The organism is Parabacteroides sp. APC149_11_2_Y6, from assembly GCF_054506995.1.
Window position 1 is genome coordinate 1127810 of sequence record NZ_CP173709.1, and the last position, 21101, is coordinate 1148910.

The window sequence follows — 21101 nt, forward strand, 5'->3', positions numbered from 1 at the left end:
ATCTTATGAAGAAAGTAATATACCTGTTCATTTCCCTGTTCTGCCTCTTTTCGGAAGCAGGCGCACAGAATGTGGCATCCATACTCGATAAAGCCGCTTCCATTTATGAAAAGTCCAACGGACTGTCGGCCGGCTTTACCATGCAGGCAAGTTCGGATATGGATAACGTATCCGAAAGTTTTGACGGTACCATAGATATTAAAGGAGATAAATTCGTGCTGAAAACTCCGGATATGGTGACTTGGTTCGATGGAACAACCCAATGGACCTATCTGGAACAGACTGAAGAAGTAAATGTATCCACCCCTACGGGAGAGGAGCTACAAATGACAAATCCCACCTTGCTGTTGCGTTCCTATAAAGAAGGTTTCAATGCGAAATATATGGGTAGCAGCACGGCTTTCAACGGAAAGACGGCACACGACATAGAGCTGACTCCGAAAAAGAAAGGCACGATTGTCAAAATCGATTTGCAGGTGGACAAGTTTTCCAACCTTCCGGTATCCATCTCTATTACAGCTAAAAACGGCATCAGCAATACAATACGTATCGGCAAAATGAAAACCGGGGTAAACCAACCCGACAGTTTCTTTGTTTTTAACGAAAAAGAGTACCCGCATGCCGAAGTCATAGACTTGAGGTAATCTTAACAGTATTCATTATCAACTATCAATTTTAAAAACTATGAGTGACTCTACAAACGAAAAAGTTCGTTGCCTGATTATTGGTTCCGGTCCTGCCGGATATACGGCTGCCATTTACGCATCCCGTGCAAATTTGTCTCCTGTCCTTTACGAAGGGATACAACCGGGCGGACAGTTGACCACCACTACGGAAGTGGAAAACTTCCCGGGCTATCCGGAAGGTATCACAGGTCCGGAGTTGATGGAAGATTTGAAAAAACAGGCAGCCCGTTTCGGTGCGGATATGCGTATCGGCATTGCCACAAGTGCGGATTTATCGGCTGCTCCCTATAAAGTGACCATAGACGGTGAAAAGGTTATCGAAACGGAAACCCTGATTATCGCAACCGGGGCCACCGCTAAATATTTAGGATTACCCGACGAACAGAAATATGCCGGCATGGGTGTTTCAGCCTGTGCAACCTGCGACGGTTTCTTCTATCGCAAGAAAACTGTAGCTGTAGTAGGGGGCGGGGATACTGCTTGCGAAGAGGCCCTTTATTTGTCCAGCCTTGCCAAACAGGTATACCTGATTGTCCGTAAACCATTCCTGCGTGCATCGAAAGTAATGCAAGACCGGGTGATGAAGGCTCCGAACATCACTGTATTGTTCGAACATAACACACTGGGCTTGTTTGGTGAAGACGGCGTAGAAGGTGCCCATCTGGTAAAACGTATGGGCGAACCGGATGAAGAAAAAGTGGATATTGCCATCGACGGTTTCTTCCTTGCCATCGGTCATAAACCGAACTCGGATATCTTCAAGCCGTGGGTGGATACGGATGAAGTAGGTTATATCAATACAGTTCCGGGAACTCCGAAAACCCGGGTGCCGGGCGTGTTTGCTGCCGGAGACGTAGCAGACCCGCATTACCGCCAGGCAATTACTGCTGCCGGTAGCGGATGCAAAGCAGCTATCGAAGCTGAACGCTATTTATCCGAAATCGGGAAATAATCCGGTGAAAGGAATATAGGGCGAGCGACTATATATAAGGAAGCCGTGTCAGAGCCTAATCTGACACGGCTTCTTTACATAACAGAACTTGAGACTTCCTCTTTTGGCTGAGGATAAACAAGATACAAACGTCTGAACTCCCAAAATCAACGTTCTTTACAATAGCTTTTTCAGTTCCTCAATGTCCGGCAGAGCATTACGAAGTCGTTCCGGCATATCTTTGGATGCATGGTAAGTAGCAACTCCCATCGGCTTGTTATAATCACGAACTGCAAATTCTACAAAGGTTTGATTCATTTCCCTACAAAGGATTATTCCGATAGAGGGATTTTCGTGCGGCTTTCTGATATATGTATCTAAGGCGGATAGATAAGTATTCAATTGCCCCAAATAAGATGTACGGAATTTTCCAGATTTCAGCTCGACCGCAACCAGGGAATTAAGCTCCCGATTGAAAAAGAGCAAATCAATGAACATTTCTTCTCCTGCAACCTCCATGCGATATTGATTGCCTATAAAACTGAAATCTTGCCCAAAAGTCATGATGAATTTTTTCACGTTAGCCACAATCGCCTTTTCTACTATCTTTTCGTCTAAATCCTCCTCTTGCTCATTTAATTCCTCTACATTGATGAAATCAAGTAAGTATTCATCTTTGAAGGAACAAACAGCTTTAAGTGCTTGCTTAGTATCGGGCAATGTTTGTGTGAAATTGTTAGGTAAAGTCCCCCGATGGCTGTAAAGGTCTGCTTTTAAGTAATCCCTTAAAATATATTTACTCCAATAGCGAGTGGCACACTCATGTATATAAAATAACCTTGCTTCCAAAGTCTTAGCTTTGGATATGATTTCAGTATGATGACTAAAGCCGATTGAAAGGAAATCAGTCCAATTAAATTCGTCAGCTACTGGCTGGCGAATTACGCTCAACAGTAATTTTTCGTCTAATACCAAATCGTCAGCCATTGGCTGGCGATTTAAAACGGACTCCCATTCTTCATAGAAAATCCGCATATTTTTTATATTTGAAGCTGAAAATCCTCTTAGTCCCGGCAATTCTTTTTGCAGCAGAGAAGATATCTGTTCAATTGCACCTTTCCCCCAAAAGCCAGTACGGGAGTTTTCTGACACGTAACGTCCAATGCCGTAATAAAGGGATAGCTGTTCCTTATTCACTGATGCAACAGCACGATACTGACTGCGTAGGATAGCTTCTTTTATAGTCTTTACTGCTTCTGTATAATTCTGATTTATATCCATTTGAGCTTTGTTATATGCGGCAAAAGTACAAAAATAATGCTGGTGAAAAGAGAAAGCAAAGATGTTTTTTCTTTTTGCCATTTGCACCGATTCTGCCCAACGATATAGTATTTTATCCGAAATCGGGAAATAATCCGGTGAAAGGAATATAGAGCAAGCGACTATATATAAGGGAGCCGTGTCAGAGCCTAATCTGACACGGCTTCAGTGTATAATCTGACGGTGTTTCAGTGCCCCGTCTGACACTGCTTCAGCGCCTCGTCTGAAACACCTTCAGACGAGGCGCTGAAGCAGTTCCCTTAGTACAAGTCCGCATATAAAAGTAAGTCTGACATAATAATGATGTTTATTTGTGCCTGCTGCCGATGTTTGATGGGGCAGCAGGCGGGTTATGTATAAATAATGAATCAGATGAATCGAATGCAGTCGGCAATCGAAGATCAGCCTTAGCTAATTCGCCGGCCTTTAATCTTCTTGGATACACCGAACGGAGAAGCCGAGCGCCCTGAAGTTTATGGACTCGTTCAACGTAGCACTATTGAAGTACATGTGGCTGGCGCCCATACCATCCAACAGAATCGACGACGACCAGTAGTAGCCGTTGGAACCCTGAAAGTTGGACGAACTGACATCGTGGCGCCGATAGCCCGCAGCAGGCAAAACGATCTGGGGGTAGCCACTATCTCCATCTACGTTAAATAAACCACCGCTGCCATCCCAAGTGGTTGCTTTCCCGATAGATTTTAATTCATCGATAGTAGGCACACGGTATCCCGGAGGACAAGGGTCGTTTGTCCCTTTACTACTACCGTTCCACAAAGTGTTATTTTGAATGTTTAACCAGTCCCAAGGTTCGTTGGGCGCTGTATAAAATGTATTATCATTAGGTCTGGAATTACCTATAGGACCGGAAGCTGTAGAACCACCATGATTCGTGGCATCCTGACGCCCCCACTGGTAGATATTTCCGGTTCCTTCTACTTTCCCGGGACTGTTTCCATCACCAGCCTGAGCCACACGGGTAGCACCGCAATTAACGGGAGCCCAATAATAAGCACCTTTCCTGATAGCGGTATAATAAGGAGAAGCACTGGCGCTCCCCATCGGATAACCCACATAAGAAGCACCACGCCAGATTGTATAAGATTTAACAGTTGTGCTATTCTGTTTGATATTCATTACTGCCTTGTGAAGCTGGTAAGCGGCATCCGTTCCACTTGAACCAACCACTTCTATGTTGTAAGTGTATTTGCGGCGGTTGTTAACAACCTCTGTTTTTAACAGTTTGGAACTGTTTAGCCAGGTATCACCACCGTTCTTTGAGGAACAATAAGTGCCATCGTAAGATGCTGATAATTCAGGGGCTACAAACATCCCGTAGAAGGATACTGTCATCGTTTTTCCTATTGTTTTCACACGGTATCCGTCCGATGTCTTTTCATCAAAATTTGCAAGGTCTTCCACCAACCATGCATCCGCCTCGGTAAAGCTAACCGTTACTTCGGAAGTCTTGTTTGCATCTGCCTTGTTCTTAATCGTGATGGTCTGTGCAGAAGGTAATGCATCAGGGAAGTTCGCTTTAGAAGGATTCAGTTCGATGACATAAGAGAAATTTATTTTATCTGAGCTTGTTGTTTTATAAGTCAGCCACTCGGGACCTTCTATAGTGGAACCGCCGATGCTTTTTCCAGTTATTACCAGGGTCGGTATCTTATTGTTTGCTTCGGTATGAAGCGTTACGGTAGCCGGAGAAGTCAGAAAAGGTTCTCCCGGGGCGGCTTCCACTATCACAATATTTTCATTCCCGTCCATCCCATTAGTAAAGCGAAGGACGGCTTTCGGATAATCATCCTTATCGTAACCGGCTTTAACGGATACTGCATATTGATAACCTGAAACGGCAGCTTTGGTAACAGGGGTCGCTGCGCTTATTTCCAGCCAGTCGTATTGTTGGGCGGCAACACTGCCGGAATAGGTTTTTTGCAGCTTGGGTTCACTACCGGTTCCAACTTCCACCGTAAAGCCATCACCGGCATTCAAGGTTCTCATTGTTACAATACGGGTGGTGGCATCATAACTTATCTTATCTATCAGAGCATCAGGAATAGCAATAGTAGTACCTGAACCGTCAGTGCCTGCATTCGGGTCGTACTCGTCTATGCTGCCGCCTTCATCCCATTCGGCTACATCAAGTGTGAAGTTCAGGCTGTATTCGTCCGCTTTAGTGATACCGATGGTATACCGGTGGTTGGGGTTGATTTCGAGTCCAACCGAGCCTCCATCAGCGGTTTGTTGCTTGAAAGGAACCTTATAAGTTACTTCTTTCTTCTCCGTTAGGTTTACTTGGTAGGTACCGTTCAGAATCAGGTAGCCCTCATCTTCCAACAAACAGGGATAACTGTAGAAAGCCGATACCTGCAAGCCCATATTTGCCTTATTTCCTTCAAAAGCACTTGCCGGGTAAGTAATTAGCTCCCCGTCTACAGCAGGGGTAGCGCCATATACCTTAGCAGGGAAGAAAGTAGTTCCCCTCCGTCCATTTCCCATCGAGATAGACTCCAGATGGAATTTAGAGTCAGCTTCTATATTGCTTACATCGAAGCGTGCCATTGTACGGGTTAGTTTGAAGCCTACCTGTACACGTGCTGAGGAACCGAAGTCTGTCAAATCAATAGGTGTAGTTTGTGCGTCTGTCATCGGGAGGGGTAAGGCTAATGCCGGAGAGGCATTCGTTAGCAATGAGGAATGGTATTTCTGAAACTGTAGCTCAGTAGGTATACCGTCTGTCAGGAGTCCTGTTTCTATATCATAAATAAGTGGAGTGAAATCGGTATCTGCTACCGGATTTCCATCGACCGGATTAATTAAATCTGTTTGATTGGCAATACAATAAAGGTGAACGAATACCCCTTTTTGCAGTTCTAAGAGTGCTGTAGTAGTAGCATTATCCGCACCCGGTGTAAGGTTAAGTTCTTTTGCTCCTGCCGGAAGTGCCGAACCGTCTTGTCGATAGGAGAACCGTTCGCGGAAAGTATACACATCACCTTCTGCTTTCGCTCCGAATACATACACATCGAGTGTAGCAATTTCGTTTTCTGCTTCGGTGGCAATGGGAGCATCCGCCTTTGTCTCTGCCTTGGTTGTTCTCACTGTGAGCTTGTTCTTAAAAGAAAGAAGTACCTCGCGTTTGTTTTCACTGCCAGCTCCATCTGTGGATGTACGGTCTGTCTTGTCTGCTTCTGTTGTACAGGAAGCAAACAGCACGGTGGCAAGTAAATATATACTTGCCACGAGTGCTTGTACCGGTCTGATAGAGGGACATAGACCTTGTAGTTCTGTTTTCATCATCATAGATATTTAATTGTTTATGTTTGTTATTACCCTATTCCTTAAATGTATCGAAGAACCAGTAATCCGTTTATATCCGCCTAATCCGTATCATCCGTAAACCTGGTTCTTTGTGGTGTCTGATTCTTTTTCATTCAAAAAGATATAATTCCGAGTCCATCAAAGACTACGTTAAAAATTAGGGAATCTTAAGAAAATTCATGCCGTGAAAGTTGTTGAGATTCATATATCCTCACGATTTCGAGGGTTTTCTATAAGCAATAAGCCTTAATAATCAAAGGGTTATGGTATTAATATGTAGTAATATCTTTATATATTTGCTAAATATTAACGTAGTCTTTGATGGACTCGCTATAGATTATTGGGTAATTTATTACAAAATATACAGGAAAAGTCTTCCTTTTAGAGTGGTATCCTATGTTTTTCCTTATGTGTGTAATACAGTGAAGGGCAAAAAATAGCCTAAAGTCATAAAAAACTTTAGGCTATATCTCATTTTAACCGCTTTTGCGGCTTGGTTTATCTTCTCTCTCTGAATTATCAGAGTTTTGGTCTACAGTATTATTTCAATGCCTGTTCAATATCCGCAATAATATCACCTGCATTTTCGATACCTACAGACAGACGGATTAAATCAGGAGCAACCCCGGCTTCGATCAATTGTTCATCGGTAAGCTGGCGATGCGTATGGCTTGCCGGGTGCAATACACAAGTGCGCGCATCGGCAACGTGGGTAACGATACAAATCATCTTCAGGTTGTCCATGAAACGGATGGCATCTTCGCGTGAACCTTTCAAACCGAATGCAATTACGCCGCAAGTACCGTTAGGCATATACTTCTTAGCCAGTTCGTAATACTTATTGCTCTTTAAGCCAGGGAAGTTAACCCATGCCACCTGCTCGTTGGCTTCCAGCCATTCTGCCACCTGCTGTGCATTTTTACAGTGCTGAGGCATACGCAGATGCAATGTTTCCAGTCCCAGATTCAACAAGAAGGAATTCATTGGCGACTGGATAGAGCCTAAGTCTCGCATTAATTGGGCGGTAGCTTTGGTCATATAGGCCATTTTACCGAATGCCTTTGTATAAGTCAAGCCATGATACGATTCATCCGGTTCGGTCAGCCCCGGGAATTTGTCTGCATGGGCATTCCAGTCGAAATTGCCACTGTCTACAATGGCACCACCCACAGCTGTAGCATGTCCGTCCATATATTTGGTAGTGGAGTGGGTCACGATATCTGCACCCCATTCGAACGGGCGGCAGTTGATAGGAGTGGCAAACGTGTTGTCCACAATTAAAGGAACACCGTGTTTGTGGGCGATGCGTGCGAACTTCTCGATATCCAGTACATTCATACTCGGATTAGACAGGGTTTCTCCGAACAACGCCTTGGTATTCGGACGGAAAGCTGCCGAGATTTCTTCTTCGGAAGCATCCGCATCGACGAAAGTAACTTCGATGCCCAGCTTTTTCAGCGTTACGCTAAACAGATTGAATGTTCCTCCGTAGATAGTGGATGAGCACACCATATGGTCGCCTGCCTCGCAGATATTGAATACGGCATAGAAGTTGGCAGCTTGTCCGGAAGCGGTAAGCATAGCACCTACGCCACCTTCGAGAGCCGCTATTTTGGAAGCAACGGCATCGTTGGTCGGATTCTGAAGACGGGTGTAGAAGTAACCGCTCTCTTCCAAATCGAACAAGCGTGCCATCTGTTCGCTGGTTTCATACTTGAAGGTTGTACTTTGATAGATAGGCAAAACGCGGGGTTCGCCTTTTTTCGGTTGCCAGCCCCCTTGTACGCAGAGGGTTTCCGGCTTTAATGAATTATTCATAAAGTAAATGCTTTTACTGTACTATTGTTATTGAACGGCAAAATTAGCGAATAGTTTGATAGTGTCACAATATTTTCTTTTGTAAAATGCGGAACCAGAGGAATGCCACAATCCCTTTTAGGATACTGGATATACTGATTGCCCACCAAACACCTGCAACCCCCAAACCTAAAGCCGTCAGCCCTATTGCCATCGGAATGCGCAGGCTATTGAATGTAATACTGATGATAGCAGGCGGGATGGTACGTCCTGTTCCGTAAAACAACCCTTGCATGGTTATCTCCAACATCATAAACATCATCGAATAACCGTCGATACGCAGGAATATGCCTCCGGCTTCGTAGGCCGCCTGTTCCGGTACAATCAGTGAAAAGACTTCGCTACCGAAGAAAACGAACAGCAGCGTACAGAGTATACCGAAAATAGAAGTCATTTTCAGCGTGGTATGATAGGCGCCTAAAACCCTTTCTTTTTGCTTTGCCGCGTAGTTCTGGGCTACAAAGGCACTCAGTGCGGTACTGAATCCCTGGGAGGTATTCCAGGCTATCGCTTCGATTTGCCCTCCGGCAGTCAACGTCATTAACCCGATATGACCGCCATAGGTGGATGCCGTACGAGCCATTAATACATTGATAATGGCAAACAGCGTATTCAGCATGGCTACCGGAAGCCCCAACCTGAAAATATGTTTGCTCGGCGTGCTTTTCAATGGGACAAAGAAACGGAAACCGCCGAACAGGGGATGCCGCTTTTTTAGCTGGTAAACAAACAGGGCGCATACAGTTCCTTCCGACAACCAGGTTGCCCATGCCGCCCCGTTGGTTCCCATATCCAGAACGAGGATAAAAAGCGGGTCGAGTATCATATTCATGGCAAGCCCGCATCCGTTGATATAGAACGGTATCTTGCTCTGACCTGCCGCATTGTGGATACCGGTGAAAGCCGTTGTCAGGAAAACGAATGGAAAAGCAGTCGCAATAATCCGCAGGTAGTTGACTGCATTTTCGGCAATAGGCGCTTCCAGCTTATATATATCGATAATCGGATGGGCAAAAATAAACAGGACAAGTCCCCAGCATAGCGACAGGATAAGGGCGATGGTCAGGTTATGTGAGGCATAGTTGCGGGCATTCTCTTCATTCCGTGCCCCGATGCTTTGCCCGACGCTAACTTCCGAACCCACCTTGTTCAATAAGGCAATGGAGTTGGTCATCCAGGTCAGGATACCGACTGCACCGATAGCGGCGACTGCTTCACTGCCGAGGCGTCCTACCCATGCCATATCCGTAATACTGTATGCCATCTGGATAAACGAAGTACCCATAATGGGTAAAGCCAGATTGAATAATTGCCGTTTAATCGGCCCCTCTGTCAGATTTTTAGCTCCTTGCATATTCTTTGTTTATTGTGCCAGCGAGAACCTCAGGCTGATTCCGTAATTGGAGTCGCTTGTTGGATAGGCGCCGCTGGTGACAAGCAATTTATTTATTTGTAAATCATAAAAAGCCCGCACTGTTAATGAACGGCTTAGTCCGTAATCCACAGACAGCCGGGCTGATGTTATTGCACTGCCGCCGACGGCTTGTGATATATTCTGCTGTATCCTCCGTATTAGCGATTGTACCCGTTGGAAAGAAAAATCCATCCGTGCTATCAGGTCGTTACTGAAATTGCGGGTGCTCTTTATTCTTAGGATTCTGTTGAATTCCGTCAGCTTATACCCTAAACCGATAGTTATCTTCTGGCTGAAAGATTCCACCAACAGGCAGGAGGTGATATTTAAGCTCAGATTACGTGTAGTCGTATAGTCCGAACGGAATGTAAGATGATTGAGTAAGGATATATCGATACCCAATAACGGACTGAAACTTTCCGTGATGCTGACCGAAGGAATATCATAAGGAGAAGAGGGTACGGGTTTTCCATTCGAAAGGGATTGGATATATCCCAGTTCTTCTTCGCCACTGCCCAGCCAGTCGGGGAAAGACGAATAAGCGCCCACCGAATAGGTACACCGGTATTGATGGTTCAGCGTGATGCTCCGGATATATTTCCGGACAGCCGGAATACGCGACAGGCCATTATACGTGATGCGCCAGTTCGGCAACATACGGAATACGGATGGAAAAGGGGAGGTTTTTATCTTATCCGGGTTTTGTCCTGTATAAGCCGCGAGAAATGCGGGTATCAGGACATCCGCCGAGTTCGGATTGACTCCGTTTTCGTGGTTGGCTCCCGAATGATACGGGCGTTTTCCCAATTGCTGTTCGTGGATAAAACCTTTATCCGGATAGAGTTGCCCGGTATATTTCTGTTCCAATCGCCGGGCTATTGTTTCCCTGTTTTCCAGAAAGCAGTTGAATATGGAAGAGGTATAGTTATTGTCTGCACGTCCGCTTTTCCTCAATGCGCTGCCGAGGGCGACAGTTGTTATCGAGAAATTTCCTCCCGGTTGTTCGGGCATATCCTTATACATATAATAGATGTCGCAATTCCGGGTATCATTCCGGAGTGCTTGTAATTCTATTTTCAGACCGGAGACGGGTTCGAGTCCGGTACGTATTTCCAGAAGGCTTACCTTGTTTAACAGGGCAGGTGTCTGGTTGCTTTGCGTTTGGTCTATCAACCATCCTTTATCAAGGGATTGCCTGATATATTTTCTGTTTACGGAACCAAAGGCGAAACCGATTCCCGGAGCCAGCCCGTTGGTAGTTCGTCCCTGTCCGAAAATATCTCCTATTTCAGGCCGGAACCCGGTCAGCATCATTCCTGCCGTATGGGTGTACCGGACATGCAGGCGGCGGAGCATTGCCAGAAAGCGACAGATACCCTGTACTTTTTTAGGATATAACATGGCAAAATTCAAACTACTGTTTAGTTGGAATTGCCGTTGGTTTTTGACTGTATTTCCTAATTCGATGTCTTGTCCGGAATCTGCTCCACGATACCAGTTATAGGTAGCCTGATAGTTGACGGAAGTTTGTATCCAGCGGGTAGCAGCAGAATACCGGAAGGGCAACTGCCAAGTAACGGACATCTGCTGGTCGTATTGTATGGGAGTTCCCAGGTCTGCTATGCTTCTCAATACTGAATCTTTCCAGAGCTGGTATTGGTCCGGATTCAGTTGTTTGTTTACCTGCATATGTGGTTCCTCTATGCGTGCATTGGTTCCCGAGCTGAAACTGAAATTCAGGTCTTTGAATAATTGCCAGTTCAGTCTGAATGCCCTGTCCCAATAGAAATCCTGGCTGAATGTAACCGGGATATCGTTTTTTGTTCCCGATGTTAATCCTTCCAAATCACGTAATTGTTGTTCATAGTAATTACGCGTCAGTTCCGTCCTGAAATAAATGGACGGAAGCGGATTGACAGACAAGAGCTTGATCGGTTTCATAGCGGGCACAAAGTTATAATTAAAATTGAGATGGTAATCTTTCGTATTCTCATATTCGGTTTGCGGGTTCTTTCTCCGGGATACGTTATAGGTATATCCTACGGAGAAGTTGGCGGGGTCGTAAGGTTTGGGAATTTTGCTCTTTATACCAATCCGGATATTGTTGAGTGAAATGCTTTTGCTAACGAACCGCTCCTGTACGTAGTTGTAAATGGAATCTTTCGAACTTTCGGCAACCGTTTTTCCGAGTATGTTCTTTAAGGGTATATCCGGATCGAACGGGTTATATTCTGGTGTGTATGTTTCATTGGAACAGGAATAATAAAGTGGGATGCTGGCTTTTACTTTGTCGGGAAAGAATTTGCCAAGCTGTATGGAGGTGGCTATGTGGTACTGCTTGAAGTCTTCCATCCGGCGCTCATATACGGATTGGTCTAATGCTCCGAAACCGGCTGTTTCTATTTGTCCCCTTATATTGAACGTTGCAAAGTCGGAAAGGACGATATGGAGTTGGGTATTTGCCGCCCATCCGTTTTTATCATCCAAGCCGGTAAGCCTTAATTCATCGAACCATACTTCAATATCCTTTTTGTCGGAAGAGCGGTTCCGGATTCCCAGCATAATGGTTCGTATATCCGATAGGGAGGGGTTGCCGGATATGCTGATTTTGTTTCGGGTGTTATTGGGGTCTTGTTCAGAATAACGGTTAAGGGTTGCATTGCTTCGGTTGGTTTTCAGTGTGATAAGGGAATTGAGTGGGATGTCCAGCCTGTTGTTTGCCTGCCATACGGCTTCCCGGTCTGTTTGGGTTAAGGTGTATTGTCCGTGAGGGGTCAGGGTTAAAGGCACTTCATATTCGTAATAGTTGTTTTTGTAGTCGGAGCCGATACGAATGAAGTAGGTAAGTTCATTGTCATTCAGGTTGGTGATGTCGTCGGGTAGGTTTTCTGCATGGACAAATAACTGTAGCCGTTCATATCTGCGTAAATCATAAGATACATTTTTATAGACAGCGCAGGCGTCTGCCGGATAGAGATTGGTAACTTTCAGGGAAAGGGATTGTTCGTTTTCCTGCCTTAATTGGGGTTGTGACGTATCTATTATACGGTCCACTTCGGGTGGTAATACATAATTTACGGGTTTCCTATCGCTGTTTTCTTCATAGCTGACGGTGGAAACTTCTACTGTTGCTTTTGGGGATGAAGCAGCCGGAGTATCAGACAGGTTTTGTTCATAAACACGCCATTCGCCTCTGACCAGTTGAAGGCTTGCAAGTCGAAGGATGGTTGTCTCGCTAAAACCAGTCATGTAAAGTCGCATGAAACGGATACTTTTGAAATCTTGGATGTTCCCGATGTTTTGGCTGTATTGTTTGACCGGTATTTTAAATTGGAACCATCGCACTTCTTCCTCTGTATTGTTTGGAAGCTTGACGGATGATACCCGTTTGTCGGAAATAAAGTTTGTACCGATAACCGTATCTGCCGGGCGAATGGATATTTTATATTCAAAATAGTTCTCGTGTTCGTTCAGTGTATAATCCTGGTTGATGTCTTCTATGTCCGGAATGGATTTGGCTGAGGTGTTATAGCTTTCGTTGCTGCTGCCGGATTCCCGGGAATTACCTTCCGTACCGTTGTATCGTTTATAGCGGGTCAGGATATTAGCTTTTTTCCTGTCGTAATCGGAACCTCTGAAATAGTGGTATTTATCTCCTGCCGGGTCATGGAACGGGGAGAGCTGGAAAGGGTCGTTTTCCATTTGTTGTAATGTTTCTGCGCTTAGTTTTGTCCTGAGTTTGCGTAGATATTCGGCGTAGGTTCCGAATGTGGCTTCCGCTTCGGATGATAATCCGTTTAATCCGGCATCTTGAAGGTTTCTTGCTTCTGAGGTATTGTCGAAGGCATATAGGGTTGCCGGGAGTTTAGGGACTTTTCCCCATACGGTGGTTTCTGTCTGTTCAGTATCTTCATTGACAGGCAAGCCGTTTTCAAAGAATTTCTTCCCGTCTTTCAGTATGTCTTCCGATATTTCTCCCAGATTAAGGTATAGGTCGCCTCCTCTGGCCTTTGCATTATGCATAAAGGGGTTCATTAGCCAGAACTCGATGTATTCGATATTGGCGACTTCAAAATCGCATGGTTCTATTTTACGCATAATCCCTCCGAAGCGTTTTTCGGGAGAAAGAAGTGTTCCGTCCGTATTTATGTTATCGGCATCCAGATTATAGGGACCCCGTTCTGCCGGATAATAAGCCAGGTTGAGTATTTTTAACGTGTTGTTTTCATTATTGGAAAGTTGCCGCTGAGGAAAGAGTTCGTTTACTTGTACGGCACGGATGTAGTGGTTGGATAATTGTTCTTTATCGATATGCTTCGGTCGGAGGGAGGAATGTTCGCGAGTGAATAGTTCGTCGATAGAATACCATGCCAGCAAAGCCCTGTTTTTCCCATAATTAATATCATTGGTCAGGTTGGCTTCGGGAAAGAGTGGTTGGCGCGTATCCTGATAAGGTACGCTGGATAGTTGCCAGAAATAAGGATCTTTCAGGTCTATATAGCTGCGGGTCGCTTCAAAATCGTCCAGATAGGAGTAATCGCCGGTTTCCTTGTTTTGATAATGCCCGGCTATCAGATGGGCAAATTCGGCATTAAAGGAAATGCGGCTGGGGTTGGTTAAATGTAAAAGAGGTATTTTGTTGGCTAACCGGGTCAGCCAGCGGTTTTCTCCTTTATAAGCGAGGTTGAATCCCCATAAGGTATTATTTACGCCCTCATTTCCAATGGATGTCTTGATTGTGGAGGACCTTTCGGATAGATGCATAAGCGTGGCACCTAATGTCAGATGCCTGTTCAGCCGGTATGTGAGGTCAAGACCTATCATTGTTTTCCGCTCCGAATATCCGTCAGCCTGGTTATCGAGTGATATGCTGACCGGGGTTCCTGATGTTTTGATTTCTTCATTCAGGATGGTAACGGTTCCTGTGGTATAATCGATAATGTAGTCTGTGTTTTCGGATAAGGTCCTTCCATTTGCTGTGACATGGACGGAACCGGGAGGGATATTGTTTGCTCCCAAAGATATCTGGTTTTCGCTGGCTGCTTTGTAAGTCCCGCGTAGAATGAATTTGTTCTTTTCGGCAATTTGCCTTGCCACAGTAAGTGTGGAATCGTATAGTTCCTGATAAATATATTTACCGGATAGGGTATGGTTTCCTATTTGTTTTTGCAGATAGCTTCCGAATGGTTCTACAGAAGGAAAGATGATTTTCCCGTTTTCGGAAAGAATTGTATAGCCTTCCATAAAATCGAAGAAGCCATCCGGCCGGCGTTCATTGTTTTTATCCAGATTGTCGAGGTTCATCACACGAAGTAATATTTCATTTGCCCTGTTTCCTTCCGGCAAACTATTTCTGTAGGTTCCGGTCGTATCGCTTCTGTAGAGTATTTGCAGGTTGAATTTATCCTTTTGGATGGAATGGGCTTCTAAGGAATAAATATTCTTCATCATCAGGTTCCAATAGGGCATTTGTGGGGATAGGGAAGTTCCTTTCAATAATTTTACATACAAACAGGCCGTTGAGGATTGGGTGTGGTCTGTGGCAAATTCTCCCACCTGGTGTACTTGTCCTTCGGAATCGGTATAACTATAGGCTACTCCCAGACTTTCGCCTGCTTGCAACCGGGTTTGCAGGGAGATGTATCCTAATTGCGAGTTAAGCGTATATTCTGAAGGGGCGAGCATCCGGGCATTGTTTATTTTTTCATAGTCTGTACCGTTAGCGAGGAAACCGTTGAATAACTGATTGACGAGCTCGATATTACGGGCATCCGGATATTGGCTGGTTAAGGTGGTATATAATGTATTTGCTTGGTTATAAGGCTTGTCCCGGTTGCCGGTAGGGGCGATTTGTTTGTTGTGGATATGTTTGTGTTCGGCAAGGTCGGAGAAAGCAATAAGGTTACGAACCTGCTCGTAGCTCCCTTGTTTATTGGTAATCCATACTTCTATTTTATTGATTTTGATGCTGGAAGTAATTGCCGGAAGGTTCTTGATGGAAGTTTCGTAGGTGTCACGGAAATAATGGGAAAGGAAGAAATGCCGGCTCTCATCATATTGGTCTGCTGCCAGTTCAAAAGTTTGGGTCTGTATATTGCCTTTTGAGTTGATGGTTTTGAGTTTGGATTTTTGTTGGGCGAACAATGTGTTTAATCGTAGCTTTCCGAACTGTAAATCAGCTTTTAATCCGAATAGGGCCGCTCCGCCTTTAATCAGTGAGTTTCCGGTAACCATGCTGACATTTCCTGCTTCTATGGATTTGATAATCTCATCTTCTTCTCCCGTATAGGCCAGTTTGATTTTTTTAGCGTCGAAATCGAAAGTGGCATCCGTGTCGTAATTCATTTTAAAAGCCACTTTACTGCCGGCAAAGGCTTGGACATCCAGTCGGATATCCTTATCGAAGTTGAAAAAGGAACGGTTTCGTGCTTTTTCGGGTAGGGAAGGGTTCTGTATCCGGCTTTGCTTTAGTCCGAGAGAAATTTCGGCTGAGCCTTGAGCTTTGATACGGACGCCTCCCGGACCGAATATGCGTTCGGCAAGATTAGCATGTGCCGGCAGGTTGCCGGGGAAAAGAGGAGGGAGTGCCGCATTCATAAACTCTTCTTGATTTCTCAGGTGGAAATAAGGATGGATGAATTGCAGCAGGTTGCCGTTTATCTTTTGAGAGGCTTTTTGAATAACGGGGTTCGTAAGGAATTTGTAGTAAGAGATTGTATCGTTTGTTGTAGAAATGGTATGTAACAAGCCGGATGATATAGACGGATAGGATTGCCCGTTTATGTTTTGCGCATGTATATGGATGCAAAATGCACTGGTCAGGATGCCAAGCAGGCATCGTAATCTATATTTTTTCATATGTCAGGAGTTGGTATAAGTAGAGATAACGAAGCGATACGAAATGATTCCATATCAGGCTCCGACTATAACTACTGTATAGGCAGTGCCTGATATGGAATGTTTTTCCTTAGAGCATACGGAGCGCGGTCTTTACCACTTGCTCGACGGCAAGCGCAGGCGAACCTTTCAATATCGTGGATACGGCTTTTTGTGAAGCTGCTTTCTGGAAACCTAACATAACCAATGCCGCTACCGCTTCTTCTGCCACCGCACCATTTCCGGCAAGGCGTTCACCGGATGTTCCGGTAAGGCCTTCTATAGGTTTAACCTTGTTTTTCAGGTCAACCAATATACGCTGGGCAGTCTTCAAACCGATACCTTTGACGGCTGTCAAAGCTGTTTCGTTTTTCTCTGTTATCACCCGTACCAGTTCGGATGGGGAGAAAGAGGATAGTATCATCCGGGCTGTATTGGGTCCCACTCCCGATACGGAAATAAGTTGCAGGAAGATTTCCCGTTCGGCTTTATCAGCAAAGCCGAACAGCAGATGGGCGTCTTCACGTATTATTTCATATACGTAGACTTTTCCGGTTGGCTTACCATTGTAAAAACTGTATGTATTCAGGGATATGTTCAATTCATAGCCTATCCCTGCACATTCCAGAATCATCCGGGCAGGGGCAAGTTCTATGATTTCACCTTTGATATATTCAATCATTTTGGATTGGATTTAATATGTGCTACTTTATCTATAACGCAAAATTACAAAAAAGAGTATAACTGGGGAAATATTTGTTTGAGCTTCACCCGTCAACTGCCTGCTGTTTAAAAATGTGTGTCTGTAAGGTCTTGTTTTTATTGGCATGTAGATTTTAAGAATAAAATGCTTAGGTAAATAGCTTCGTTTTTGGCAAAAAGGATTATATTTGAGACTTGAAATAATCTTAGTGTAAGTGTATTGTATGTTTCTGATTAACATGATGGAAGGAGCATAATATCTAATTAATTTACTTAATCGATAAAACCATGAAACAAGTTAAAGGAATTTTAATCCTCTTATTGTGCCTGTTTGTTGTCGTACCGGCAGATGCAAAGAAAAAGACCCGTGTAATTGCCCATCGCGGCTATTGGAAAACAGAAGGCTCTGCGCAAAACTCACTTCGTTCATTTGAAAAGGCCGGTGAAATAAAAGCATACGGCTCAGAGTTTGACGTTCATCTGACCTCCGACAATGTACCGGTGGTTTTTCATGACAATAAAATAGAAGGAATCGTTATCCAGCAAACTCCTTATGCAGACCTGAAAGATAAGAAATTGCCGAATGGGGAAACCCTTCCTACGCTTCAACAGTATCTGGAAAATGCCCGAAAGGTAAAGAATATAAAGCTTATTTTTGAATTGAAATCTCACGCTACTCCTGAACGGGACCGTGAGGCTGCGGCTATTGTTGTAGATATGATCAATAAAATGAAGCTGCAAGGGCGTACCGAGTACATCGCATTTAGCCTGGAAGCTGCAAAGGAGTTGCACCGTCTGGCTCCGAAAGCGGATGTTTACTATTTGAACGGAAACCTTTCACCCAAAGAATTGAAAGAATTGGGCTTTGCCGGATTGGACTATAATTATAATGTAATGAAAAAACATCCGGAATGGTTTCAGGAAGCAAAAGATTTAGGGTTGAAAGTTAATGTATGGACTATAGATAAACCGGAACAAATGAAGGAGATGATAGAAATGGGCGCAGATTTCATTACTACCGATTTACCGGAAGAGGCATTGGAAATAGTGCAACAATATCGCTGACAGCCTTAATACGATTTCTTACCAATGTAAAACTATAAATTAAAAAATTGACCAATGAAAAGATTTCAGATTGTAAATCTGGCAGTATTTTTTGCCAGTGTAATGGTATTGTGTTCTTGTGGGAAGGACAATGACTCCCCGGTAGTAACGAAAACCCGTGTAATAGCGCATCGCGGCTATTGGGATACGGATGGTTCTGCTCAAAACTCCATTCGTGCATTGGAAAAAGCTGCGGAGATCAAGGCTTATGGCTCTGAGTTTGATGTTCATCTTACTTCGGATGATGTAGCAGTAGTTTTCCATGATAATAAAATCGGTGGCCTTGAAATTCAGAAGACTCCTTATGCACAGTTGAAAGATAAGACATTGACGAATGGTGAAAAGCTACCTACTCTTCAGCAATATCTGGAAAAAGCACAACAACTGAAGGATATAAAGTTAATATTCGAATTAAAATCACATTATAATGCCCAACGTGATATTGAGGCGGCACAAGCTTCGGTAGCCATGGTTAAAAAGATGAACCTGCAGGATCGTACGGAATATATTTCATTCAGCCTGACTGCTGTTAAGGAAATACACCGTCTGGCTCCTGAAGCGGATGTTTATTATTTGAGTGGCGATATTTCTCCGAAAGGATTGAAATCTTATGGTTTGTCCGGTTTGGATTATAATTTTAGTGTGATGCAGAAACATCCGGAATGGTTTCAGGAAGCAAAAGATTTGGACTTGAAAGTAAATGTATGGACGGTAAATGATGTGGCGATCATGAAGGACATGATTAAAATGGGTGCTGATTTTCTTACTACGGATAATCCGGTGTTAGCTCTTCATGTGGCAGACAGTGTGGTGGTAACACAAAATGTTTTACATTTGCAGTATTGAATGTAAATGTAACATGAAGAAGTATTGTTTTTTATTCCTTTTCGTCCTGATTATACAACTTGCTGGTGCTGTGGAAGCGCCTAAAAAAGAAATTCGTGGAGTTTGGCTTACCACAGTTTACGGGCTGGACTGGCCTAAAAGGCCGGCAACAAACGAAGCAACCCGGAAAGCCCAGCAACAAGAATTGTGTGATATACTGGATCGTTTACAGGATGCAAATTTCAATACGATATTCTTGCAGGTCCGGTTGCGGGGAGATGTGATATACCGCTCTGCAATCGAACCTGCAAGCAAAACCTTTTCCGGAAAATACGGGGTAACACCCGGCTACGACCCTTTGGCTTTTGCTATTAACGAATGTCATAAAAGAGGAATGGAATGCCATGCCTGGTTTGTCACGTTTCCGCTCGGAACGGATAAAAATATAAAGGAGCAAGGTAAACTATCGGTCGTTAAACGTCATCCTAAACTTTGTAAACGCCATAATGGCGAATGGTATCTGGACCCGGGAGTCCCCGAAACATCGGATTATATACTTTCCCTCGTAAAAGAAATAGTAAACGGATATGATATTGATGGCATTCATTTTGATTATATCCGTTATCCGGAAGAAGCCAAAAAATTTCCGGATAAGGCGTTATATAATAAATATGGAAATAAAAGACCGTTAGCCGAATGGCGGCGGGATAATATAAACAAGATGGTTGTCCGGATTTACGATTGGGTGAAATCCGTAAAGCCCTATGTGCAGGTAAGTAGTTCGCCGCTTGGGAAATATAATCGTATCGAACGGGTTCCTAATGCAGGCTGGACGGCTTATGAGAGTGTTTTCCAGGATCCGAAGAAATGGATGGAGCAGGGAAAACAGGATATGATAGTTCCTATGATGTATTATCTGCATGATAACTTTTTCCCTTTTGTTGATAATTGGGTTTCCAACTGTAACGGCAGGTTGGTTGTTCCCGGATTGGGAGCTTACCGTATGAAGAAAGAGGAAGCGGACTGGACGATAAATGACATTACGGATCAAATTGATTATAGCCGTTATTTCGGGGGAGCAGGCTGTGCATTCTTCCGTTGTGCCAATGTGTTGGATAATGAAAAAGGGCTGTATAGCGAACTCCGGGATAAGTATTATAAATATCCGGCACAACTTCCGCCACTTACCTGGCTGAACGATTCGATTCCGGCTTCTCCTGAAGAAATCCGGGTGGAAAAGGAAGGAAATGAATTGAAACTGTCCTGGAACAAGTCTGGTGCAGATACCCGGACTTATACCATATATGCTGCTGCGGCAGATACATTGAACACGGCTCTTGCCCGGAATATATTAATGACAGGTATTCGTGATACGGTTGTTTACTTACCGGTAGATACGACTAAAGAACGCGGATATACATTTTCCGTATCGGCATCGACCCGTTATCATATAGAGGGAACTCCTTCACGGGAAACGTATTACTACCTTTCCAAATTTCCTAAATAATACTAACCGTTAGGAAAAACTAACATAAATATTTTATCTTTGCCGCCATGAAGAATGCCCTGACATACTTGTTTGTGGTTTTTCTGGCAGCACTTGTTTTCTATGGTGGTGCCGGAGTGAATCTGGTAACCTACTGCTGTACGGATTGCAGTTCGGAAGGGGTTACGGCTTTGCTCGAAAGTAAATGCTGTGATATACACCACCACCATCACTGCGTACCGGAGAAAGGAGAGATGTCTCCCTGCTGCCACTCCGGGGATGGGGATTGTTGCAGTATGGAACGTATCAGTTTCGATTGGAGTTCTTTTCATTCTTCTGATATAAACCTCCAACCTGTGGTTACGGATTTATTGTATTCGGATTCTTTCCTTTCCGTTTTACCTTTGGTTTCTGAATTGAAAGAACCGTTCTATGCTGATAGAACCGGTCCCTCGTGGGTTTGTCCCCGTATTTATTTATCCCTCCTGACTACTCTTTTGATTTAATTATCAGACTTGTATAACGTATGTTTCTGCTGTGTGTTGCACGGCAGGAAAGGCTGTTCGTATA

12 protein-coding genes are annotated in these 21101 nt (G+C 44.2%); 6 read left to right on the forward strand and 6 right to left on the reverse strand.

Going from position 1 to position 21101, the window contains the following annotated elements:
• The first annotated feature begins 5 nt into the window (after nt 1-5).
• On the forward strand, nt 6-644 hold the full coding sequence (locus tag ACGE0T_RS04620; protein ID WP_459189365.1) for a LolA family protein: 639 nt from the start codon (nt 6-8) through the stop codon (nt 642-644).
• A 40-nt stretch (nt 645-684) separates the two neighbouring features.
• Entirely contained in the window at nt 685-1638 is a 954-nt protein-coding gene (gene trxB / locus ACGE0T_RS04625) for a thioredoxin-disulfide reductase (protein ID WP_459189366.1), read from the forward strand.
• A gap of 156 nt (nt 1639-1794) precedes the next feature.
• Here trxB and ACGE0T_RS04630 read toward each other — a convergent pair whose 3' ends face one another.
• The 6 genes from ACGE0T_RS04630 to ruvA all read right to left on the reverse strand — a co-directional run bounded on the left by ACGE0T_RS04630 (nt 1795) and on the right by ruvA (nt 17096).
• Nucleotides 1795-2898 carry a PDDEXK nuclease domain-containing protein gene (locus ACGE0T_RS04630; RefSeq protein WP_459190418.1) on the reverse strand — a complete coding sequence of 368 codons (1104 nt, stop codon included), beginning with the start codon at nt 2896-2898 and terminating at the stop codon, nt 1795-1797.
• A 465-nt stretch (nt 2899-3363) separates the two neighbouring features.
• Complete coding sequence (locus tag ACGE0T_RS04635; protein ID WP_459189367.1) at nt 3364-6249, reverse strand: fibrobacter succinogenes major paralogous domain-containing protein; 2886 nt, start codon at nt 6247-6249, stop codon at nt 3364-3366.
• A 558-nt stretch (nt 6250-6807) separates the two neighbouring features.
• Complete coding sequence (locus ACGE0T_RS04640; protein WP_459189368.1) at nt 6808-8085, reverse strand: O-acetylhomoserine aminocarboxypropyltransferase/cysteine synthase family protein; 1278 nt, start codon at nt 8083-8085, stop codon at nt 6808-6810.
• Between the two features lie 64 nt (nt 8086-8149).
• Complete coding sequence (locus ACGE0T_RS04645) at nt 8150-9478, reverse strand: MATE family efflux transporter (protein ID WP_459189369.1); 1329 nt, start codon at nt 9476-9478, stop codon at nt 8150-8152.
• Between the two features lie 9 nt (nt 9479-9487).
• Nucleotides 9488-16396: a T9SS outer membrane translocon Sov/SprA gene (gene sov, locus ACGE0T_RS04650; RefSeq protein WP_459189370.1), complete on the reverse strand. Its 6909-nt coding sequence runs from the start codon at nt 16394-16396 to the stop codon at nt 9488-9490.
• A 109-nt stretch (nt 16397-16505) separates the two neighbouring features.
• Complete coding sequence (gene ruvA / locus ACGE0T_RS04655; protein WP_459189371.1) at nt 16506-17096, reverse strand: Holliday junction branch migration protein RuvA; 591 nt, start codon at nt 17094-17096, stop codon at nt 16506-16508.
• 308 nt (nt 17097-17404) lie between these two features.
• Between ruvA and ACGE0T_RS04660 the strand changes: the two genes are divergently transcribed.
• The 4 genes from ACGE0T_RS04660 (at nt 17405) to ACGE0T_RS04675 (ending at nt 21037) form a co-directional block, all read left to right on the forward strand.
• On the forward strand, nt 17405-18181 hold the full coding sequence (locus tag ACGE0T_RS04660) for a glycerophosphodiester phosphodiesterase family protein (RefSeq protein WP_459189372.1): 777 nt from the start codon (nt 17405-17407) through the stop codon (nt 18179-18181).
• A gap of 102 nt (nt 18182-18283) precedes the next feature.
• Nucleotides 18284-19066 carry a glycerophosphodiester phosphodiesterase gene (locus ACGE0T_RS04665; protein WP_459190419.1) on the forward strand — a complete coding sequence of 261 codons (783 nt, stop codon included), beginning with the start codon at nt 18284-18286 and terminating at the stop codon, nt 19064-19066.
• A 13-nt stretch (nt 19067-19079) separates the two neighbouring features.
• Nucleotides 19080-20552, forward strand: a complete 1473-nt coding sequence (locus ACGE0T_RS04670; protein ID WP_459189373.1) for a glycoside hydrolase family 10 protein — start codon at nt 19080-19082, stop codon at nt 20550-20552.
• Between the two features lie 47 nt (nt 20553-20599).
• Nucleotides 20600-21037: a hypothetical protein gene (locus tag ACGE0T_RS04675; protein WP_459189374.1), complete on the forward strand. Its 438-nt coding sequence runs from the start codon at nt 20600-20602 to the stop codon at nt 21035-21037.
• Nucleotides 21038-21101: the final 64 nt, after the last annotated feature.

What these genes read in the sequence shown, in the direction of transcription:
- ACGE0T_RS04620 (WP_459189365.1), top strand. Translation starts at nt 6, where the DNA reads ATGAAGAAAGTAATATACCTGTTCATTTCCCTGTTCTGCCTCTTTTCG.
- trxB (WP_459189366.1), top strand. Translation starts at nt 685, where the DNA reads ATGAGTGACTCTACAAACGAAAAAGTTCGTTGCCTGATTATTGGTTCC.
- ACGE0T_RS04630 (WP_459190418.1), bottom strand. Translation starts at nt 2,898, where the DNA reads ATGGATATAAATCAGAATTATACAGAAGCAGTAAAGACTATAAAAGAA.
- ACGE0T_RS04635 (WP_459189367.1), bottom strand. Translation starts at nt 6,249, where the DNA reads ATGATGATGAAAACAGAACTACAAGGTCTATGTCCCTCTATCAGACCG.
- ACGE0T_RS04640 (WP_459189368.1), bottom strand. Translation starts at nt 8,085, where the DNA reads ATGAATAATTCATTAAAGCCGGAAACCCTCTGCGTACAAGGGGGCTGG.
- ACGE0T_RS04645 (WP_459189369.1), bottom strand. Translation starts at nt 9,478, where the DNA reads ATGCAAGGAGCTAAAAATCTGACAGAGGGGCCGATTAAACGGCAATTA.
- sov (WP_459189370.1), bottom strand. Translation starts at nt 16,396, where the DNA reads ATGAAAAAATATAGATTACGATGCCTGCTTGGCATCCTGACCAGTGCA.
- ruvA (WP_459189371.1), bottom strand. Translation starts at nt 17,096, where the DNA reads ATGATTGAATATATCAAAGGTGAAATCATAGAACTTGCCCCTGCCCGG.
- ACGE0T_RS04660 (WP_459189372.1), top strand. Translation starts at nt 17,405, where the DNA reads ATGAAACAAGTTAAAGGAATTTTAATCCTCTTATTGTGCCTGTTTGTT.
- ACGE0T_RS04665 (WP_459190419.1), top strand. Translation starts at nt 18,284, where the DNA reads ATGGTATTGTGTTCTTGTGGGAAGGACAATGACTCCCCGGTAGTAACG.
- ACGE0T_RS04670 (WP_459189373.1), top strand. Translation starts at nt 19,080, where the DNA reads ATGAAGAAGTATTGTTTTTTATTCCTTTTCGTCCTGATTATACAACTT.
- ACGE0T_RS04675 (WP_459189374.1), top strand. Translation starts at nt 20,600, where the DNA reads ATGAAGAATGCCCTGACATACTTGTTTGTGGTTTTTCTGGCAGCACTT.